21 protein-coding genes are annotated in these 19,376 nt (G+C 34.0%); 14 read left to right on the top strand and 7 right to left on the bottom strand.

Annotated elements, in window-relative coordinates:
* Positions 1-23 precede the first annotated feature (23 nt).
* Entirely contained in the window at positions 24-470 is a 447-nt protein-coding gene (locus C7J89_RS12900; protein ID WP_229347622.1) for a hypothetical protein, read from the bottom strand.
* Between the two features lie 209 nt (positions 471-679).
* Here C7J89_RS12900 and C7J89_RS12895 point away from each other — a divergent pair, with 209 nt between their 5' ends.
* The 5 genes from C7J89_RS12895 to C7J89_RS12875 all read left to right on the top strand — a co-directional run bounded on the left by C7J89_RS12895 (position 680) and on the right by C7J89_RS12875 (position 4,332).
* Positions 680-1,258 carry a GNAT family N-acetyltransferase gene (locus tag C7J89_RS12895; RefSeq protein ID WP_061855455.1) on the top strand — a complete coding sequence of 193 codons (579 nt, stop codon included), beginning with the start codon at positions 680-682 and terminating at the stop codon, positions 1,256-1,258.
* Positions 1,259-1,262: 4 nt separating this feature from the next.
* A complete protein-coding gene (locus tag C7J89_RS12890; RefSeq protein ID WP_103294571.1) occupies positions 1,263-1,766 on the top strand; it encodes a GNAT family N-acetyltransferase in 504 nt (167 codons plus the stop codon).
* Between the two features lie 179 nt (positions 1,767-1,945).
* Complete coding sequence (locus C7J89_RS12885; protein ID WP_103294570.1) at positions 1,946-2,650, top strand: CoA transferase subunit A; 705 nt, start codon at positions 1,946-1,948, stop codon at positions 2,648-2,650.
* Positions 2,643-3,290 (top strand): 3-oxoacid CoA-transferase subunit B, encoded by a 648-nt coding sequence (locus C7J89_RS12880; protein ID WP_103294569.1) that lies wholly within the window; start codon positions 2,643-2,645, stop codon positions 3,288-3,290. Before C7J89_RS12885 ends, C7J89_RS12880 begins: the two co-directional genes overlap by 8 nt.
* 85 nt (positions 3,291-3,375) lie before the next feature.
* Positions 3,376-4,332 (top strand): ornithine cyclodeaminase family protein, encoded by a 957-nt coding sequence (locus tag C7J89_RS12875; RefSeq protein WP_103294568.1) that lies wholly within the window; start codon positions 3,376-3,378, stop codon positions 4,330-4,332.
* A 59-nt stretch (positions 4,333-4,391) separates the two neighbouring features.
* On the opposite strand, the gene C7J89_RS12870 is transcribed toward C7J89_RS12875, so the two are convergent.
* Positions 4,392-5,243, bottom strand: a complete 852-nt coding sequence (locus C7J89_RS12870; protein WP_061855451.1) for an NAD-dependent epimerase/dehydratase family protein — start codon at positions 5,241-5,243, stop codon at positions 4,392-4,394.
* A 206-nt stretch (positions 5,244-5,449) separates the two neighbouring features.
* Between C7J89_RS12870 and add the strand changes: the two genes are divergently transcribed.
* Complete coding sequence (gene add / locus C7J89_RS12865) at positions 5,450-6,427, top strand: adenosine deaminase (protein ID WP_106884417.1); 978 nt, start codon at positions 5,450-5,452, stop codon at positions 6,425-6,427.
* A gap of 83 nt (positions 6,428-6,510) precedes the next feature.
* Entirely contained in the window at positions 6,511-6,852 is a 342-nt protein-coding gene (locus tag C7J89_RS12860; protein ID WP_061855449.1) for a DoxX family protein, read from the top strand.
* A 60-nt stretch (positions 6,853-6,912) separates the two neighbouring features.
* Here C7J89_RS12860 and C7J89_RS12855 read toward each other — a convergent pair whose 3' ends face one another.
* Positions 6,913-8,298 carry a GntT/GntP/DsdX family permease gene (locus C7J89_RS12855; protein WP_103295865.1) on the bottom strand — a complete coding sequence of 462 codons (1,386 nt, stop codon included), beginning with the start codon at positions 8,296-8,298 and terminating at the stop codon, positions 6,913-6,915.
* Positions 8,299-8,485: 187 nt separating this feature from the next.
* Positions 8,486-9,427 (bottom strand): LacI family DNA-binding transcriptional regulator, encoded by a 942-nt coding sequence (locus C7J89_RS12850; protein WP_103295864.1) that lies wholly within the window; start codon positions 9,425-9,427, stop codon positions 8,486-8,488.
* A 123-nt stretch (positions 9,428-9,550) separates the two neighbouring features.
* Between C7J89_RS12850 and eda the strand changes: the two genes are divergently transcribed.
* The 5 genes from eda to C7J89_RS12825 all read left to right on the top strand — a co-directional run bounded on the left by eda (position 9,551) and on the right by C7J89_RS12825 (position 14,477).
* Positions 9,551-10,168, top strand: a complete 618-nt coding sequence (eda, locus tag C7J89_RS12845) for a bifunctional 4-hydroxy-2-oxoglutarate aldolase/2-dehydro-3-deoxy-phosphogluconate aldolase (RefSeq protein ID WP_103295863.1) — start codon at positions 9,551-9,553, stop codon at positions 10,166-10,168.
* Positions 10,169-10,170: 2 nt separating this feature from the next.
* Positions 10,171-11,142, top strand: a complete 972-nt coding sequence (locus C7J89_RS12840; RefSeq protein WP_103295862.1) for a sugar kinase — start codon at positions 10,171-10,173, stop codon at positions 11,140-11,142.
* Between the two features lie 71 nt (positions 11,143-11,213).
* On the top strand, positions 11,214-12,620 hold the full coding sequence (uxaC, locus tag C7J89_RS12835) for a glucuronate isomerase (RefSeq protein ID WP_103295861.1): 1,407 nt from the start codon (positions 11,214-11,216) through the stop codon (positions 12,618-12,620).
* 5 nt (positions 12,621-12,625) lie between these two features.
* Entirely contained in the window at positions 12,626-13,657 is a 1,032-nt protein-coding gene (locus tag C7J89_RS12830; RefSeq protein ID WP_103295860.1) for a mannonate dehydratase, read from the top strand.
* Position 13,658: 1 nt separating this feature from the next.
* Entirely contained in the window at positions 13,659-14,477 is an 819-nt protein-coding gene (locus tag C7J89_RS12825) for an SDR family oxidoreductase (protein ID WP_103295859.1), read from the top strand.
* A 66-nt stretch (positions 14,478-14,543) separates the two neighbouring features.
* Here the strand turns inward: C7J89_RS12825 and C7J89_RS12820 are convergent, their stop codons facing one another.
* Entirely contained in the window at positions 14,544-14,936 is a 393-nt protein-coding gene (locus C7J89_RS12820) for a winged helix-turn-helix transcriptional regulator (protein ID WP_103295858.1), read from the bottom strand.
* Between the two features lie 139 nt (positions 14,937-15,075).
* Here C7J89_RS12820 and C7J89_RS12815 point away from each other — a divergent pair, with 139 nt between their 5' ends.
* On the top strand, positions 15,076-16,257 hold the full coding sequence (locus C7J89_RS12815; protein WP_103295857.1) for an MFS transporter: 1,182 nt from the start codon (positions 15,076-15,078) through the stop codon (positions 16,255-16,257).
* 18 nt (positions 16,258-16,275) lie between these two features.
* Positions 16,276-17,109, top strand: a complete 834-nt coding sequence (locus tag C7J89_RS12810) for an aldo/keto reductase (RefSeq protein ID WP_103295856.1) — start codon at positions 16,276-16,278, stop codon at positions 17,107-17,109.
* A 55-nt stretch (positions 17,110-17,164) separates the two neighbouring features.
* Here C7J89_RS12810 and C7J89_RS12805 read toward each other — a convergent pair whose 3' ends face one another.
* Complete coding sequence (locus tag C7J89_RS12805) at positions 17,165-17,947, bottom strand: DeoR/GlpR family DNA-binding transcription regulator (RefSeq protein ID WP_103295855.1); 783 nt, start codon at positions 17,945-17,947, stop codon at positions 17,165-17,167.
* 51 nt (positions 17,948-17,998) lie between these two features.
* Positions 17,999-19,225: an MFS transporter gene (locus C7J89_RS12800; protein ID WP_103295854.1), complete on the bottom strand. Its 1,227-nt coding sequence runs from the start codon at positions 19,223-19,225 to the stop codon at positions 17,999-18,001.
* Positions 19,226-19,376: the final 151 nt, after the last annotated feature.

Here is a 19,376-nt window from a genome sequence, read left to right as displayed (position 1 = left end):
TACAGCCTAAGCTTTATAACGTTTTAATGGTTATTATTTTCTTTTTCGTGCTCTCGCTCAGCTTTCGTTTGCATAAATGGTATTGCACACCAAAGCACATGCAGTAAAATAGTTAGAATTACCAATACTATTGGAATGAATACTTCTATAATACTAATGTCGACAATAAATGACACGATGATAAATGCAGTTATTGAAGGTAATGAACAAATAACTACAAGTGATAATAAAACGAATTGTAATACTTGTGTGGCGAAAGTGTTAAATATATCGAGTATAAGAATACCGATATAAAATAAGGTAATCAAGACAAGTAATACGACTATCCAACCTTCAGAAATACCACTCTGTCTTTCAATATAGTGTTGGTAAGGTGTTAAAGTCGGCAAGATAAATATAATCATCGTTGCTAACCATGCTAGTATGCCAAAGAAAGTGAAGAGAATTTTAGATAAATTTTTGTTCATCATTATTGCCCCCTAAATTGTAGCTCAATAGTGATTGCTATATAAGCTAACAATTATTTATGACTTTTCGTGAATCGCCACATCTTTATTATTTAATATACCCAAGTGATAAAAATTGTAATCACTTACATTTACTACTGACATAAAGGTTATTTGTATGCTATATTCAAGCTAATATATATTAAAATAAATGTAATTTAAGGGGATAATATATGGATAAATTGTCACGGTTGCATTTTATTACACCACGTCTTATCATAAGACCGTTAGCGAAAAATGACTATGAAGTTTGGTTAAAAGGTTTTAAAGATAGACTACCATCACAATATAAGCATGATAAAGGTCAATTAGATATGTCCGATGCTACTGTTACGTGGTTTCACGATTTGGTAGAACGACAAACGATATCTGCTGAACAAGATGATTTGTATATTTGGGGCATTTTTGACCGTAATAATAATCACTTAGGAATGTTAGATCTAAAAACGCTGAGTAGAGATAACTTTCAATGGGCTGAAATTGGTTATTTTATGCATAATCAGTATTGGAGAAATGGCTATTGTTATGAAGCTGTAGCAGAATTAGTCTTTCAAGCTTATGAGACGATGAATTTTCATAGAATTGAAGCACACGTCAACATTGATAATGAACCATCTATAAAATTATTAGAAAAAGTAGGGTTTAAATTTGAATGTTTACGTGAAGGTTTTATTTATGAAGATGGGGAATGGACCGACAACTATGTCTACTATATAAATACACATAATAATGACTTGCACGGGGAGGCGTAATATAATGGCAGAATTTAGAGAATTAACGATGGGCGATGAAGAGTTGTACTGTAACTATATGGAAGAGTGGTTGGATAATGACGAACAGATCGTCCCAACAGTTACGAACATTGCTAAATATGATAATTTTGAAGACTTAGTGCATAAATTAGAAGATAATAAGTCACATGATCAAAAAGTTGATAATACCACGCTATTTTTAATTGGCGAAGAAATTATTGGTGCAGCCAATATTCGTCACAATTTAAATGATGCATTAAAAAAACACGGTGGCCATATTGGTTATGGCGTACGAAAAAAATATCGTCAACAAGGATACGGCACCAAAATTCTTAAAAAATCATTAGATTACTTATCAAGAATAGGTGTTCAAGAAGCATTAATTACTTGTGATGATGATAATGAAGCTTCGGCGACTGTTATTTTAAATAATGGTGGCGAAGAAATTGAATCATATCAACATGAAGATGGTACAGTTACACGTAGATTTATGATAGAAATTGCATAAACTTAATAAATAATGTTAGCTTAACGTATTCTATTAATGCGTTAAGCTTTTTTAATTGAAAACGATTCAGCAAACAATAATAACGACGAAATGAAAGCGCAATCATAATTGAAAGACTTTGTTTATTTTTTCAAGTATAATAACAATTGAATAAATTATGAAATAGAAAGAGGGATTGCATGTCAAAGGTTATTCAAGACATCAACGAGGCATTCGATGATTTAAAAGATGGGATGACCGTGTTAGCGGGCGGATTTGGACTATGTGGCATACCTGAGTATGCTATTGAAGCTATTCGACATAAAGGAACAAAAGGTTTAACAGTTGTAAGTAATAACTGTGGTGTCGATGATTTTGGACTTGGTAGACTGCTAGAGCATCAACAAATTGATAAAATGATAAGCTCATACGTCGGCGAAAATAAAATTTTTGAGCGTCAATTAATAAATGGCGAACTAGAAGTAGAATTAACACCTCAAGGCACATTAGCTGAAAAATTGCGAGCGGGTGGTGCAGGAATTCCAGCATTTTATACTAAAACTGGCGTAGGCACTCAAATCGCAGAAGGCAAAGAAACGCGTGAGTTTGATGGTGAAAATTATTTAATGGAACGCGCTATTAAAGGGGATTATGGCATTGTTAAAGCAGCAAAGGCAGATACATTTGGAAATTTAGTATTTAATAAAACGGCGCGTAACTTCAATCCGTTATGTGCGATGGCTGCTACGACAACTGTTGTTGAAGTCGAAGAAATCGTAGATATTGGTGAAATCGATCCTGATGATGTACATTTATCAGGTGTTTATGTCGATTATATTTACGAAGGACAAAATTATGAGAAACGAATTGAAAAACGAACAGTTAAGGAGGCTAATCATGGATAAAGTGTCACAAAGGAAAAAAATTATACAACGTGCAGCGCAAGAAATTAAAAGTAATATGGTTATTAATTTAGGTATTGGGATGCCAACTTTAGTAGCTAATGAAATTAATGACCACGTTGAAAATGTTTATTTCCAATCTGAAAATGGTTTGCTTGGAATTGGTCCTTATCCAACTGAAGCGGAGATAGACCCAGATTTAATTAATGCGGGTAAAGAAACGGTAACTGCTGCTAAAGGTGCTTCATATTTCGATAATGCTGAATCGTTTGCCATGATTAGAGGTGGCCATATTGATTTAGCTATTTTAGGAGGTATGGAAATATCCCAAAAGGGTGATTTAGCCAATTACATGATTCCTGGAAAGTTAGTTAAAGGTATGGGAGGCGCCATGGATTTAGTCGTAGGTGCTCAAAAAGTTGTAGTGATTATGGATCATATGAATAAACATGGTGAATCTAAGATTAAGAAGGAATGTGAGTTGCCATTAACAGGAAGTGAAGTGGTGCACACATTGATTACTGATTTAGCTGTATTCCAATTTGATAATGGTGTTATGAAATTGGTCGAACTTCAAGAAGGGACAACACTTGAAGATGTAGAAAAATATACTGATGCACACTTTGAGAACCACTTAGCATAATTGTTTAACAATAGTGTCACTGTGATTTGATAATTATGTATAATAAAAAGAACGTTATATTGATACATAGGAGGTTTGTTTTATAGTGCAATTTATAAGTGAACAGAAGCAAGCTGAATTACTAGATATGGCAGAAGTTGTCGAAGCAGTTGAAGAAGCTTTGCAAGCTTATTCAGAAGGACAAACTGAAAATCCACTACGTCATGTTTTACCATTCAATGAAGAAAATAAGTATTTAGTGATGCCGGCATTATCAGACAAATTAGGTATAGTGGGACTCAAAACAGTAACATTTGCACCTAATAATCCGCAACTAGGGAAAAATACTATCGTGGGTTCAGTTATTTTGTCAGATTATAATACAGGCGAAACGTTAGCTGTCTTAGAAGGAGCGTATTTAACGAAAATACGTACAGGTGCAATTTCTGGTGTAGCTACAAAATACCTTGCACAACAAAATGCCAAAACATTATGTGTTATTGGCACTGGTGAACAGGCAGAAGGATTAGTTGAAGCGGTCCTTGCAGTTAGGCCAATTACACATATACATCTTTATAATCGTACATACGATAAAGCTGTTACTTTTGCTAATAAGTTGCAAGCACAATACGCTATAACTACAAAAGTTTTTGAAGGCGTTGAAGATGCGATGCAAAATGCTGACGTAATCGTTACTGCTACAAATGCTGCGTCGCCAGTATTTCATAATGACTTAACAGCTGGTGTACATATCAATGCTGTAGGTTCGTTTAAACCAGATATGCAAGAGTTACCGTCTGTTGCCATACAACAAGCAGACAAAGTCGTTGTTGAATCAAGTGATACAGCGTTAGAAGAAACAGGAGACCTAATTAATCCTATTGAAGAAGGCGTTTTTAAAGCGAATGATTTATACGGAGAATTAGGTAATATTGTAGCAGGTAAGCTTGAAGGTAGACTGAATGAGGAAGAAATAACTGTTTTTAAATCGGTAGGTCTAGCCATTGTAGATATTGTCGTAGCTAATTATTTCTATCAAAAATTGCTGAAATTAAATAACTAATAAAGAAAGTGTAATTACGTAGTTTGTACTTCGTAATTACACTTTTTATGTGGCGTTTTTTATTTAATAGGGTTCATACCTTCTTGCCAATCAGAATATATTAACTTGCCACCTTGTTGTCTAAATTTTTTGTTGCTTGCACCACGCTCATGATCAGCAGCTTGTTCAATATTTAATGTTGGATTAACATTTAATAGCTGTGCATACCATTTAGCCCAAGTTTCTCCGTCTACTGGATTGTCATCTGTAACATTATATATACCTGGTTCAAATGATAAAGCTTGTATAGCTGTTTCCACAGCATCGTCAATATGAATAAATGATTGAATACCATTAGACATTGATACAGAGCCGTCTATAAATTGGTTGTAAATCATACCATCTTTACCAAACCATGTTTGAGGGCCATAAAGTAAGCCGTAACGTAAAATAACATGATGTGGAATACGAGCAGTTTCTTGTTCTAAAGCTTCTACACCATCAACAGTTACTTTTCTTTCGCCAGTCGCTTGATAATCAAGTGGCGTTTCTTCGGTTGCTAAACCTTGCCCACCTTCATAAACGAAAGCAATACTTTGTGATTGAATATGTTGTACGTCGTTATTTAATGCTGCCGATACTATATTTTTTGTGCCTTCTTTTCTAACGCGTGTGTTAGCTGACATATCCGCTTGCTTTAGGTCAGTTATTTCATTAATAATAACATCTGGTTTGTAACTAGCAACCGCAGCTTCAACTGTATCAGCTTTAAATACGTCACCAATAAAACCAGTAACGCCTTGGTCTTCTAATTTAGCTTTACCTTGTTGTGAACGTGTTAAACCAGCAACATCATATCCTTCTTCTAATAAGCGTTTTGTTAATTTAGTACCAATAAGACCAGTGGCACCAACTACAAATATTTTTGTCATTTTAAGGACACCTTCCATTTTAAAATGTATAACTAAGTTCCGCATGTAACATAAATTAAATAAGTTAATCTGAAAACATTCTAGTTTGAAAAATTAACTTAATTTACTTTAGTATTATATGATATATAACTATATGATGTATAATATTAAGCGTTATGTTAAAAATAAAAATCACACATAATTATTAAATGAACAAGGAGTCAAGAATGGAACAACAATTATATACTATCCCGAAAATAGAATTACATTGTCATTTAGATGGATCAGTAAGTATAGCATTACTTAAGCAACTAGCTCTGGAACAAGGCATTTCTTTAAATGAACAGAATCTTTATGTTGATCAAAATTGTGAAAACTTGGAACAATATTTACGATGTTTTGATGAAATTCAAAAAGTCTTACAAACTGCAGATAGCTTACAACGCTCTGTCGTTGACGTAGCAGCGCAAGCAGTTGAAGATAATGTTAAATATATTGAAATTAGATTTGCACCTTTATTTCATATGGAACAAGGTTTAAGTATAGATGAGACAATTCAAGCAGTCGTTGCGGGTGCTAAAAGAGCAATGTCTCAATACGATATTAAGATTAATATTTTAGTATGTGCTATGCGTCAACATAGTAATGCAGTAAACAAAGATTTATTTAATCATGTGCTCCAAAATGATAACATGGATATTGCTGGTATTGATTTTGCGGGACCCGAGGCAGCTTTCCCACCAGAAAAAATTGAAGAAGCAGCACAATACGGTGTCGCAAAAGGGTTAAATCTAACGCTTCATGCCGGCGAATGCGGTTGTATTCATAACGTTGTAGAATCGATTAAATTAGGGGCTAAACGTATAGGACATGGCGTTGCCATTAATAATGACGAACAAGTATTGGCAGAAGTAAAAGCACAACAAGTGTTATTAGAAATCTGCCCTAAAAGTAATATACAAACGCGGGCGATTAAAGACGTTGCGGAGTTGAATTTACCTTATTTAGTATCGCAAGATATACCTTTTCTCATAAATACAGACAATAGAACAGTCACTCAAACAACATTGCTAGCAGAATATGACTTATTACTTAAAGCACAACAACTAACAATGGAAGATGTTGCAAACATTAATAAAAATGCTGTTAAACATACATTTTTATCACCGCAAGAACAAGAAGTATTACGACAAAAGATGAAATAATAATAAATACTATAAATAATAAAATATTTTGCTTATAATGAATATATGTATAAATTAAGTAGGGCGTAAAACGAGGTGTATATATGGGCGTAATAATTATTATCTTACAAGTACTGCTTGGGATAATATTTATCATAACGGGGTCAAAAATTGTGTCGGGGGCTATGAATGAAGAGTTTGTACGCATGGGTTACCCCCAAGTGTTTAATCAAATTACTGGAGCAATAGAATTATTAGGCGCTTTAAATATGTTATTTGGCATTTTTAATCCTTATTTAGCTATGGGGGCTAGCGTTGTATTAGGATGTACGATGTTAGCAGGTGCATTATCATTAATATTTTTAGCCAAAGATCCTTTAATAAAAGCGTTACCTGCAACGATTCTATTATTGCTTAATGTTCTAATATTTTGTTATTACATATAAAAAACGATATCACTACCTTAAATAGGTTTAGTGATATCGTTTTTTTTGATGACGAAATTATTAAAATAAATTAATAACATAATTTAGTAGGAGGGTCATAATTAGACCACACAATCCTACAATAGATTGCACGATAGTAATGGTTTTAAATGTTTCACCCATTGACATGCCAAAGGACTCTTTTACTAACCAAAATCCACCGTGATTGACGTAATTGAAGAATAAGGATCCTGAGCCTATTGCGACTGTTAATAATTCCTTATTGATACTAGGGTCTGCTTGTAAAAGTGGATATAATAAATTAGTTGCACCGACTATACCAACAGTTGCAGAACCTGTAGATATTGATAGTAGGGCAGCGACTATCCAGCCCATAAGTATAGCTGATAATGAAAAATTATCGGCCAAATGTACAATTGCTGTACCCACACCAGAATCTTCTAACACTTGTCCAAAAGCGCCACCTCCAGCGATAATCAACATAATACCTGCAATTGGTTTTAGACTTGCGCCGAGTGAATCTCTTAATTTTTTAGTATCTGAATGACGTAAGTATCCGAGTGTGATTAATGCATATAACACACCTATAAACATTGCTATAATCGGACTACCTAGAAATTCAAAAGTTTTGTATTGTAATGTCTGCTCTTCAAAAAATATGCCAGCAATAGCATGCAGTAACATCATAACGACAGGGACTAAGATTGTTGAAAAAGCTAAAAATGATGATACTGGACGTTCATCAGTTGATTTTTCAGGTGTTGCGTATTGCGTTAATAAGTCTTGATTTGGTTTTACTGATAATCTAGGCGTTATAAATTTGCCGTATAGCGGGCCAGCAATAATAATTGTTGGTATTGCACAAATAATACCGTAAATCATCGTAATACCAATATTTGCTTTAAATTGATTAATAGAAATTAATGGTCCAGGATGTGGTGGCACCATACCATGCATCGTAGCTAATGCAGCAATTACTGGTACTCCTATAGCGACATAGGTAGAACCTTTGAAATCATGCTGGTCTTCTAGTTTTTTTGCTATCGTAAATATGAGTGGCAACAGCATTATTAATCCTACTTCAAAGAACATAGGTATACCGATTATGAACGCAGCTAGAGCCATTAACCATGGTAATTGTTTATAAGAAGCGTTGCTTAAAATAGTCGATGCAATTTTATCACTTGCCCCAGTATCAGATAAAATTTTACCTAACATTGCCCCTAGAGCAATAGTGACGCCTGTCTCACCAAGCGTTGATCCTGCACCTTTTTCGATAGAATCTACAATTTTTCCTATATCTAAACCCGCCGAGAAACCAACGAAGATTGCTGTTAATAATAAGGCAAGTAAAGGATGAAAACGTAGTTTAGATGTAATTAATATAATAAGTAATAAAATACTAACTACTGTAATGATAAGTAATCTATAATCTTGTAATGCCATAAAAATAACTCCCTTAAAAAATGTATGATAAGTGCATTTTTATAATGAAAAATGTTAAATACTAAACTATTATAACTTAATGAAAAGGTTTACACTGGAATTTTGTTTATTATATCAGGATAAGTAGGTAACAAAAATAGCGATTAAACTAATATGAGCTGACATAGTTTAATCGCTATAAGTATATTTATTCATTTAATTGCGGCTCTAAATTATAAACATTGTTTATTGTACCGCCTGAAATAACTTGATCTAATACTTCGACAACCTTATTCGCAATTTCGACAGTAGGTACCCCGATAGCATGTACTGGATAATCCAATTTAGCGATATGAGGAATGTTATCATAAGAATAAATTATCGGTTGATTTCGTTCTAAATCTATCGCATTTAATGTACCAATTGTAATATCATAACTACCACAAATCACGCCGGGTGCAAGGTCGTGTTGCGCATAAAAGTTTTTGACTGCTGATTCTGTTTCTAAAGCTGATAGCCCTTGTGAATCAATGATGCGATAATAAATATGATGCTGTTGGCAATAATCGACGATTGCATCTTTTTTGGCTACTTGTCTTGAGTCAGTAGTATTAATATCACCTATATAATCAATTTGTTTAACGCCTTTTTCAAGTAAAGACTCAATAGCCATTATCATCGCCTTGTAATGGTTAACGTTAATGATAGGGTAGTCGATTTCTCTATCTACACCATATGCTACAACTGGTATATTTTCATAGACATCAGATGGTAAATTTGTACTCGGTCCTTCGTCGAAAATGATGATACCATCACAGCCAAACTCAAGAAATTTTTTAGAAGCGACTGCGATATCATCAATGGATAATATCATGACATAGCCTAATAATTTAAGGGCTTCATTAATTTCAGAAACGAGATGAGTAACGGCAACACGATCAACGGACGGCCAAATCAGACCGATAGTATTACTACGTTTAGACACAAGTGCACGCGCAGAATGATTAGGTATATAATTCATTTCGGCGGCTTTTTGTTGTATGTATGCTTTCGTATTCGGTTTTACAAGTGGTGAATTTTTTAATGCTTTACTAACTGTCGAATAACTCACACCACAGGCTTTTGCGACATCTTTGAGTGTAACTGCCATAAAAATACTCCTTCAAAGGGATTGATTTAATTTGAATTTAATTATACCATATAGACAAGAAAAAAAATATTTTTTATCACAAAATAACAACGTTGTTATTTTGTGAGTAAAGGGGATGCTGTGATGAATTCGATGGAGACAATGCATAAAATTAATAGCTCTAAACACATAGCTGTTATGAGAACAGACGACAAACAGGAGTTTGTTGATATCGCCAATATAATTATCGAACAAGGTTTAGATGTCATAGAGGTAACACTAACTACGCCTCAAGCAATGGAAATTATAACAACGTTGTCTCAAAAAGATAACGCACTTATAGGGGCAGGTACAGTACTTGATAGTGTTTCGGCAAGAGTGGCTATTTTAAATGGTGCGAAATTTATCGTTAGTCCGTCATTTGATAAAGAAACTGCAAAAGTGGCTAACTTATATGATGTACCTTATGTTCCTGGCGTAATGACGGTAAAAGAAATGATAGAAGCAATGACATACGGTTGCAAAGTACTCAAACTATTTCCGGCTACACAGTTTACACCTTCATCAATAAAAGACTTTAGAGGTCCATTACCTACAACAGAATTTATTCCTACAGGAGGGGTTGGCAAGAAAAATCACCAAGAATGGTTAGATGCTGGTAGTTTTGCAGTAGGCATTGGCAGTGAAATTACAAAAGTATATCAACAAAATGGAGCAGACGGTTTGAAGCAATATGTAAGTGAACTTAAAGGTGGTGAGTGAAGATGACTATCTATGGCTTAGGGGAAGTCTTACTGCGCTTTACGCCACCGAATTACGAACAACTAAAAAATGCACGGTCGTTGAATATACAGACAGGTGGCGCCGAGTTAAATACACTCGTGACGTTAGCTGGATTTAAACAAGATACTGCAATGTTAACAACATTACCACAAGATAATTTAAAAGATTTAGTAGAACAAACGATGCGCAGTGCGAACGTAAGCACAAAATTTATCAATCATAGTGAAGGGCGCTTAGGCACTTACTATATGGAAGAAGGCTTCGGTTATAGAAGCGGCCAAGTTATTTATGATCGTGACCATTCTACATTTGCTATCAATGGCTATGAACAGTTACAACAAATTGATTTTAATGATGGAGATCACCTGATTTTGACAGGTATTACGCTTGCAGTAAATACACAAATAAGAGACAACATTGTAGACATTTTAACTAAACTTAAAAAGCAAGGCGTTAAATTAGTATTTGATATAAATTATAGAGGTAATTTGTGGTCAACAGATAAAGCGATACCAGTTATTAAATCAGTGTTACCACTTGTAGATATTTTACTCTTTGGGAAAAAAGATGCTACACATCTACTATCAACGAATAGTGAATCTGACGATATGGAAACATGTGCTAGAACGATACAAGCTCAATATAATATACCAGTAATGGCGTCTAGCAATAGAGATATTACTGAAAGTACATTGCAAGGTATCATGTTAATACAAGATAACTTTATAACAAGTCCGAAATACCAATATACCGTCCTCAATCGTATCGGTGCTGGCGATGCATTTACAGCAGGTATTATCCATGGATTGCTTCAACAGTGGGATTTAGCACAAGTTATCGATTTTGCAACAAAATGTTCCGTACTGCAACATACAACCAACGAAGATTCATTAAGTATAGAAGAACAAGATATTTTAAATTTATCCTCTAACTTTGGCGAATTAAAGCGTTAGTAAATGTAATTTTGAAAACGCATTCAAAAACTTAATGAAAATGAAAGATAGAGAAATAAAGGAGAGGTACTATGACACTTATTAATGATAATTTTTTACTTAATAATAAAACAGCTGAGAAGCTTTACCAAAAAGTTAAAAATATACCTATTATCGATTTCCATTGTCATATAGACGCTAAAGAAATTTATGACAATAAAAACTATGACAATATCACACAATTATGGTTAGCAGGTGACCACTATAAATGGCGACTGATGCGTGCTGATGGTATTAACGAATCATTTATTACAGGTAACGCACCGGACTTTGATAAATTTAAAGCATTTATGCATATGTTGCCATATTCAATTATGAATCCTATGTATCACTGGTGTGCATTAGAGTTAAAACGTTATTTTAATGAAACGACTAATTTCGATGACGTCGATATTAAAAAATTATATGATGCGTTAAATAAAAAATTAAGTAAACCTTCACATACACCACAAGCATTGATTGAAAAAAGTAATGTCTCAGTCGTGTGCACAACCGATGATCCATGTGACGATTTAAAATATCATCGTTTATTGAATGAAGATAAAAAAGTTAATTTTAAAGTATGCCCAACGTTTAGACCAGATAGTTATGTGTTCCTAAGCAAAGACACAGTCACTGCAAAAGTTGAACAGTTAAAAAAGAATGTAGACTGTAATATTAATGATTTAACAAGCTATATTTCAGCATTAAAAGAACGCATATATTATTTTGACAGAAATGGTGCTTTAAGTTCGGATCAAAGTTTTGAAAAGACACCATGTGTCACTGTTGATGAAGAAGAAGCGGCCAAATTATTTGAAAAAGTGTTAAACGGTGGCGTTATCGAAGAAGCAAAACAATACGAGTTAGCTGGCTTTATTATGACTGAATTGTCAAAAGTTTATAAAGAATTAAATTGGGTCGTGCAATTCCACTTAGGACCTACACGCAACAATAATACAAAAATGTACCAACAAGTTGGCGCTGATAGTGGATTTGATAGTGTGGGCGATCAATTGAGTGCAAAACGCTTAAACGCCTTTCTTAATCATTTAGAATTAAACAATGCATTATCAGACACTATTATTTATCCAAATAATGGTCAAGATCATTTAATGGTACAAGCCACTGCTGGTAACTTTACGAATAGTGAACATCGCGTTCAATTAGGGGCAGCATGGTGGTTTAACGATACTAAAGAAGGCATGGAACAGCACTTAATAGATTATGCGAATGTCGGTCTATTACCAAACTTTGTAGGTATGTTAACAGATTCAAGAAGTATGACTTCATATACTAGACATGAATACTTCAGACGCATTTTATGTAATTTATTAGGCGACAGAATTGAAAAAGGTGAAATTGCGTTAAGTAATAAAACAATTGAACAAATTCTGAAAGATATTTGTTTCAATAATGCATTAAAACTATTCAAAATCGATGGCATTAAGGAGGTTTAAACGTTATGGAATTATCATTTAGATGGTACGGCAAAGACGATCCAGTAACCTTACAACAAATTAAACAAATTCCTGATATGAAGCATATTGTTTCGGCCATTTATGATGTGCCAGTAGGTGAAGTTTGGACGAGTGAACGTATTGCTGACTTAAAAGCTACAATTGAAGCTGAAGGTCTAAAGTTTGAAGTAGTTGAAAGTTTACCTGTACATGAAAATATTAAATTAGGCGTTGATAATAGAGATGAACTTATCGAAAATTATAAAACGTCACTTATTAATTTAGCTGAAAATGGTATTAAAACTGTAACTTATAATTTTATGCCAGTATTTGACTGGACACGTTCACAATTAGATTATGAACTTGAGGATGGCTCTAACACTTTGATTTATAAACATGATCAAATTAAAGATATCGACCCTTTAACAACGGATTTAAATTTACCGGGCTGGGATGAAAGTTACTCTCGAGAAGAAATGAATCAATTGATTTTAGACTACCGTGAGACTTCAGAAGAACAATTATGGGAAAACTTAGAGTACTTTTTAGAACGTGTGTTACCGACGGCGATAGAACATGATGTTGATCTAGCGATACATCCGGACGATCCACCTTGGCCAATTTTCGGTATTCCAAGAATTATTAAAAATAAAGATAGTTATGAACGTCTATTATCTATCAATAATAGTAAAAATAACGGCATATGTTTCTGTACAGGTTCGTTAGGTTCACTTGCTGAAAATGACTTGCCGACAATGATCAGAACGTTTGGAGATCATATTCACTTTATGCACATGCGTAACGTTAAACGTATCGGTGAGTATTCGTTCTTAGAAACTGGACACTTATCTAAAAACGGTTCGGTGGACATGAAAGCCGTAGTTGAAGCATTAGTAGACATTGATTTTAAAGGTACAATTAGACCCGATCATGGACGAATGATTTGGGGAGAAACAGGTAAGGCAGGATATGGCTTATACGACCGTGCCTTAGGTGCAACTTATATTAATGGCTTAATCGAAGGGGTGCGCAAATAAAATGACACAATTTGAAAATTTAAACATAGTGATAACCGGTGCCACAGGCGTTATTGGTTCAACGTTCGTCAAAGCATTAGTTGATCAAGGTGCTAATGTAGGTATATTAGGACGTTCTGAGGACAAGATTGTTAACTTGCAACAACAAATAGACGCAGACCATAAACAAACTGTAGGATTAGTGGCAGACGTATTAGACAAAAAAGCCTTAGAACAAGCTAAAAAGACATTTAATCAAACATTTGGTCAAATTGATGTCTTAATTAATGGGGCAGGCGGTAACAATCCTAATGCTACAACTGATGACGAAATGTACGATGAAAACAGTGGAAAATCTTTCTTTGATTTAACTGAAGATGGTGTTGATCAAGTATTTAAGTTAAATTACACAGGAACATTTTTACCTTCACAAGTCTTTGGTCAAGATGTCGTGACATCTGAACAAGGTACAATTATTAATATTTCATCAATGAACGCATTTACGCCACTAACTAAAATTCCAGCATATAGTGGTGCAAAAGCTTCTGTCAGCAACTTTACACAATGGTTAAGTACTTACTTTGCAGGTCAAATCCGCGTCAATGCAATCGCGCCAGGATTTTTTGAAACTGCACAAAATAAAGGTTTGTTAAGAAATGATGATGGCTCTTATTCTGAAAGAGCCAATAAAATCTTATCACAAACGCCTATGCAACGCTTTGGTGAACCAGAGGAATTGTTAGGTACCTTATATTGGTTAATAGACAATAAACAAAGTGGCTTTGTAACCGGTGTTGTTGTGCCAGTCGATGGTGGATTTAATTCTTATTCAGGCGTTTAATAATAAACAATAAAAAGTAACCTCGATGTTAATGATAACGTCGAGGTTACTTTTTATGCCTATAAATTATTCAGAGCTTACTAAATCTGGAATATTAATAAAGTCTTGCTTTTCTAAAGATACTGGACGACCTTCATCGTGCATTTTAGCAATGTGAAATTCTCCCCATTGGCATAAAGAAGATAAAATTTCACTTAACGTCTGTCCATAATCGGATAATTTGTATTCGACTTTCGGTGGCACTTGTTGATAAACAATACGTTCGATAATGCTATCTTCTTCTAACTCTCGTAATTGTTGCGTCAACATTTTTTGAGTGATATTAGGGATGGCGCGTTTAAGTTCGGAAGTTCGCATCGTACAATTATCCTTCAAATGACAGAGCACTACAGGTTTCCATTTGCCACCTAACACATCAATCGTTGCTTCTACGCCGATATTATAATGATTCTTTAACATATATTCCACCTCCATAGGTACTAAAAAGTGCCTATAGTACTTTTAGGTACCTATATGACTTTAAAGTGCGTACTTACTTCTTTTGATTAATGGAATTATAATAACACACATATTAATAAAAGAGGAAGGAAAGAAGTAAATGAAACAACAAAAATTAGCAATTATTGCTTTAGCCGTCTCAGCCTTTGCGATTGGTATGACAGAATTTATTAGCGTTGGGTTATTACCACTTATTAAAAATGCATTTGATATTACAATTCCTATGGCTGGATTAACAGTATCTTTATACGCCATTGGAGTTACGGTAGGGGCCCCAGTACTAACGCCACTTACAAATAAAATGAAAAGAAAACATTTATTAATTACAATTATGGTTATCTTTATTGTGGCTAATTTATTAGCAGCATTTTCAGCGTCATTTACGATGTTACTAGCAATGCGTGTCTTATCTGCATTAATGCATGGCGTGTTTATGTCTATTGCTACAGCTATAGCGAGTGATCTTGTGTCCCCAGATAAACGTTCAAGTGCAATTGCTATGATGTTTACCGGATTAACTGTTGCAACAATTACAGGCGTACCATTTGGAACTTGGATTGGACAAAATTTCGGTTGGGAAATGTCATTTATCACAATAGCAATTATTGGTTTCATTAGTTTGATTGCTAATGTGATTTTCGTGCCAAGTAATTTAAACGAATTTGAACAATCACCAATCATTCAACAATTAAAAGTATTTAAAAATAAATCCCTTATGCTTGTCTACTTAATTACTGCCTTAGGTTATGGTGGCACGTTTGTCGTCTATACGTATCTAACATCAATGTTGACACATCAATTAGGTTATAGCGATAGCACAGTCGTTGTTTTACTTATCGTATACGGTGTGATGGTAGCGATAGGAAATACTTTAGGTGGTAAATTCACGAATAAAATGCCTACTAAAGCTTTAAGTATTATCTTTTTAATTCAAGCCATCGTACTTTTATTTGTAGGTGTAACGACAGACCATCCAATTATTGGACTTATCGCCATTTTATTTATGGGATTATTTGCTTTTATGAATGTGCCAGGATTACAACTTATCGTTGTGTTATTTGCAGAACGTGAAAATAAAGCGACTGTCAATTTTGCATCAAGCTTAAATATTTCAGCGTTTAATATAGGTATTACATTAGGATCCGTTATTGGTGGTTACGTGTTAAATGAATTTTCAGTAGCAATGACACCTTACTTTGGCTTCGTAATGGTTATAGTCGCAAGTGCAATGATGTACACATTATATAGTAGAGAAAAACAACATAACTTAGCGCAATGCTAATATAAGGAGTAAATAATGATGAATCAACTAACATTCAATAATGGAAATGAGATGCCACAATTAGGGTTAGGCGTTTTTCGAGTTGCTAACGATGATACTGCAAAATTAGCAGTAAAACATGCAATTATAAATGGTTATAGAAGTATCGATGCAGCTTTAGTTTATGAAAATGAAGAAATGGTAGGCCAAGGTATTAAGGAAGGCATAGCAGCAGCTGGCATTTCACGTGAAGATTTATTTATTACTTCTAAATTATGGTTTGATGATTTTGGCAAGAACAATGTTATTAGAGGATATGAACGTTCACTCAATAATTTAGGACTTAATTATTTAGATTTATATTTAGTTCATTGGCCAGGTACAGATGAAGCATTAATGATTGATACATGGTTAGGCATGGAAAAGTTATATAAGGATGGTAAGGTTAAAAATATCGGCGTGAGTAATTTTAATATTGATCATTTAGAAACATTGAAAAAGAACGCACAATTCAAACCAGTTATTAACCAAGTAGAATTTCATCCTTATTTTAATCAATCATTGTTACGCAATTATTTAATAGAGGAAGATATTCAAATGGAATCATGGTCACCATTAATGAATGCAGAAATATTAGCGGATGAAACCATTAACGAAATTGCACAAACAATAAATAAATCAACGGCACAAGTTGTGCTACGTTGGAATATACAACACGGAGTAATAACAATCCCAAAATCTATAACACCAGCACGTATAGAACAAAATATTGATGTTTTTGGATTTGAACTTTCTGAAACACAAATGACAAAAATAGATAAATTAAATAAAAATCAGCGTGTCGGGCCAGATCCTGCTCAATTTAATGGATAAAAAACAGAGGTCATTTCCTAAATATAGAAATGACCTCTGTTAGATTATATAGTAATTAATTATTGTTATGAGCTACTTCGACACGAGTTAAATGTTTGAAATGATTACGATATGAATTCCAATTTGCATTTGAATTTGAAGTGTCGGTTATTAGCATGTCTATATTGTTTGGAACGCACACATTATATAAAGAAACTTTATCTAGTTTAGAACTATCTACCAAGACATAAACTTCTTGTGCTTGTTCTACCATTTGCGCTTTCGTATATGCTAAAGATTCACTAAAATGCGTCACACCTTTTACTGCGTCTATCGCAGGGGTACTTAAAAATAATTTTAAAGGGTTAAAAGATTTTAAAGCGTTGTTTGCAAGCTGGCCATCTAAGACATAATTGTCTTTATGCAAAGCACCACCAGTAACGATGACCTGATGGTTTGTCGATTTTAAAGTAGATGCAATATAAATATCATTCGTGATAAGCGTTAAGTTGCGTTTGTTTTGTAAAGCTAAGGCTAATTGTAGCCCTGTAGAACCTGAATCAATAATAATAGTATCGTTGTCCTGTACAAATTCAGCAGCTCTAGTGGCAATAGCAACTTTTTCTTCATAATTGCTCGTTTGTCTATCAGCGAAGCTAAGCTCGTCCCATACTTCCCCTTTATTTAATACGACACCACCATGTGTACGTTTAATTTGATCGAATTGTTCAAGTTTATTTAAATCACGACGAATCGTGGCTTCGTGAACATTGAACTGTTTTGATAATGTGTGTATCGTTGCTTGTTTATGTTCTAATAAGAAAGCAATTATCTTTTCTTCGCGTTCAGCTGGTAACATTAACTACACCCCATTTTAGACATAAGTATAATAAAATTAGTAATGCCTTAATTATTCATACTGTGCACTTCTAGGTAGCTTGATGAAATAAGTAAGAATCGTACTAATAAAGTAAAGTATACCTAAAATCCAAATGATACCAATGTCATGTACGATATCGATAAATAAATTTACAATCATTGGACCAACAAAGACTGGTAAACCAGCACCTAAATTCAGTACAGAAAGTGCTGCACCTTTATCTTGTTTAACTAGTGTAGGAATTAATGCTGATAAAGGTACGTAGGCTGCGATAAATGCGCCCCAGCAAAATCCGACGATGGTTAATAATACAATATTTCCGTCAGTCCACATCGGAATATAACCAATCAATAATACTGAGATACCGCTACCAATGCCTCCGAAGTACATAACCGTGTTACGCCAACCAATTTTATCGCCAACGATACCAAAGATTAAGTTGAAAACTATATTGCCTACAAAGATAGTAGACCATACGGCTAACCATTTTGATGTAGGTATACCGAAACTTGATAAATAAATAGGTAAGAACACAGGGAAGGCAAATTGTGCCGTCGTATTAATTACACGGACGATACCACCGAGTAATACTTTAGGCTCTTCCTTCATAATTGTTATACCTTTAAGTATCTCTTTTAGCTTTTCTTTCGAACTTCCTTGATTTGAAGGTAATTTATCTCTATTAATAATAATTGTGAATACGGCACCTAAAATAACCCAGAATAGTGAACTCCATAACGTGTTAATGTGTCCTAAATATTTAATCGCCCAAATAGAATAAAGTGCACCTAAAACATTCAAACCACCAGTAAAGACAAACCAAAACCATCCAACTGCGGCACCTAACGTTTTTTGCTCTGAACGGTAAGAAATCCATACTAAAAATGAATAAGCAAATAACGGGTAACCCAAACCACGTAGCGCATATGCAGGTAACATCAAATATAAATTATTTGATGGAATGGCAAATCCAACAAAACAAATTGTTCCTATAATATAGAAGAATAAACCAAGTATCATTGTTTTTTTGCCGCCTAATGCTTCGGCAAACACACCGCTAAACCAACTTGCTAAAGCAACAGTAACCCCATAACAAGAAAACAGTGCACTCGTCTCTTTAACGGAAAAACCATTTTCATGTAACCAAGGACTTAACCAACCAATTTCTAAACCGTCACCCATCATGAAAATAATAATACCTATGTAACCCCAAACAATTTGGCGAGGCATACCTAAAACTGAATTTGAATTTCTCATATAAAATACTCCTTTAATCACACATAGTGATGTTAGTGTTATGCTTGTCGGTCTAGGATGTCTTAAATATAAACTGCTAATAAAATAGAAAAATCATTTTTAGAAAAAATAAAACTATTTTTTGTACATTTATGTTTGTAAAAACAATAGT

Origin of the sequence: Staphylococcus kloosii (genome assembly GCF_003019255.1) — a bacterium.
Lineage (GTDB): Bacteria > Bacillota > Bacilli > Staphylococcales > Staphylococcaceae > Staphylococcus > Staphylococcus kloosii.
Note: the sequence above shows the minus strand (reverse complement) of the source record. Positions and strands in the feature narration are given on the sequence as shown.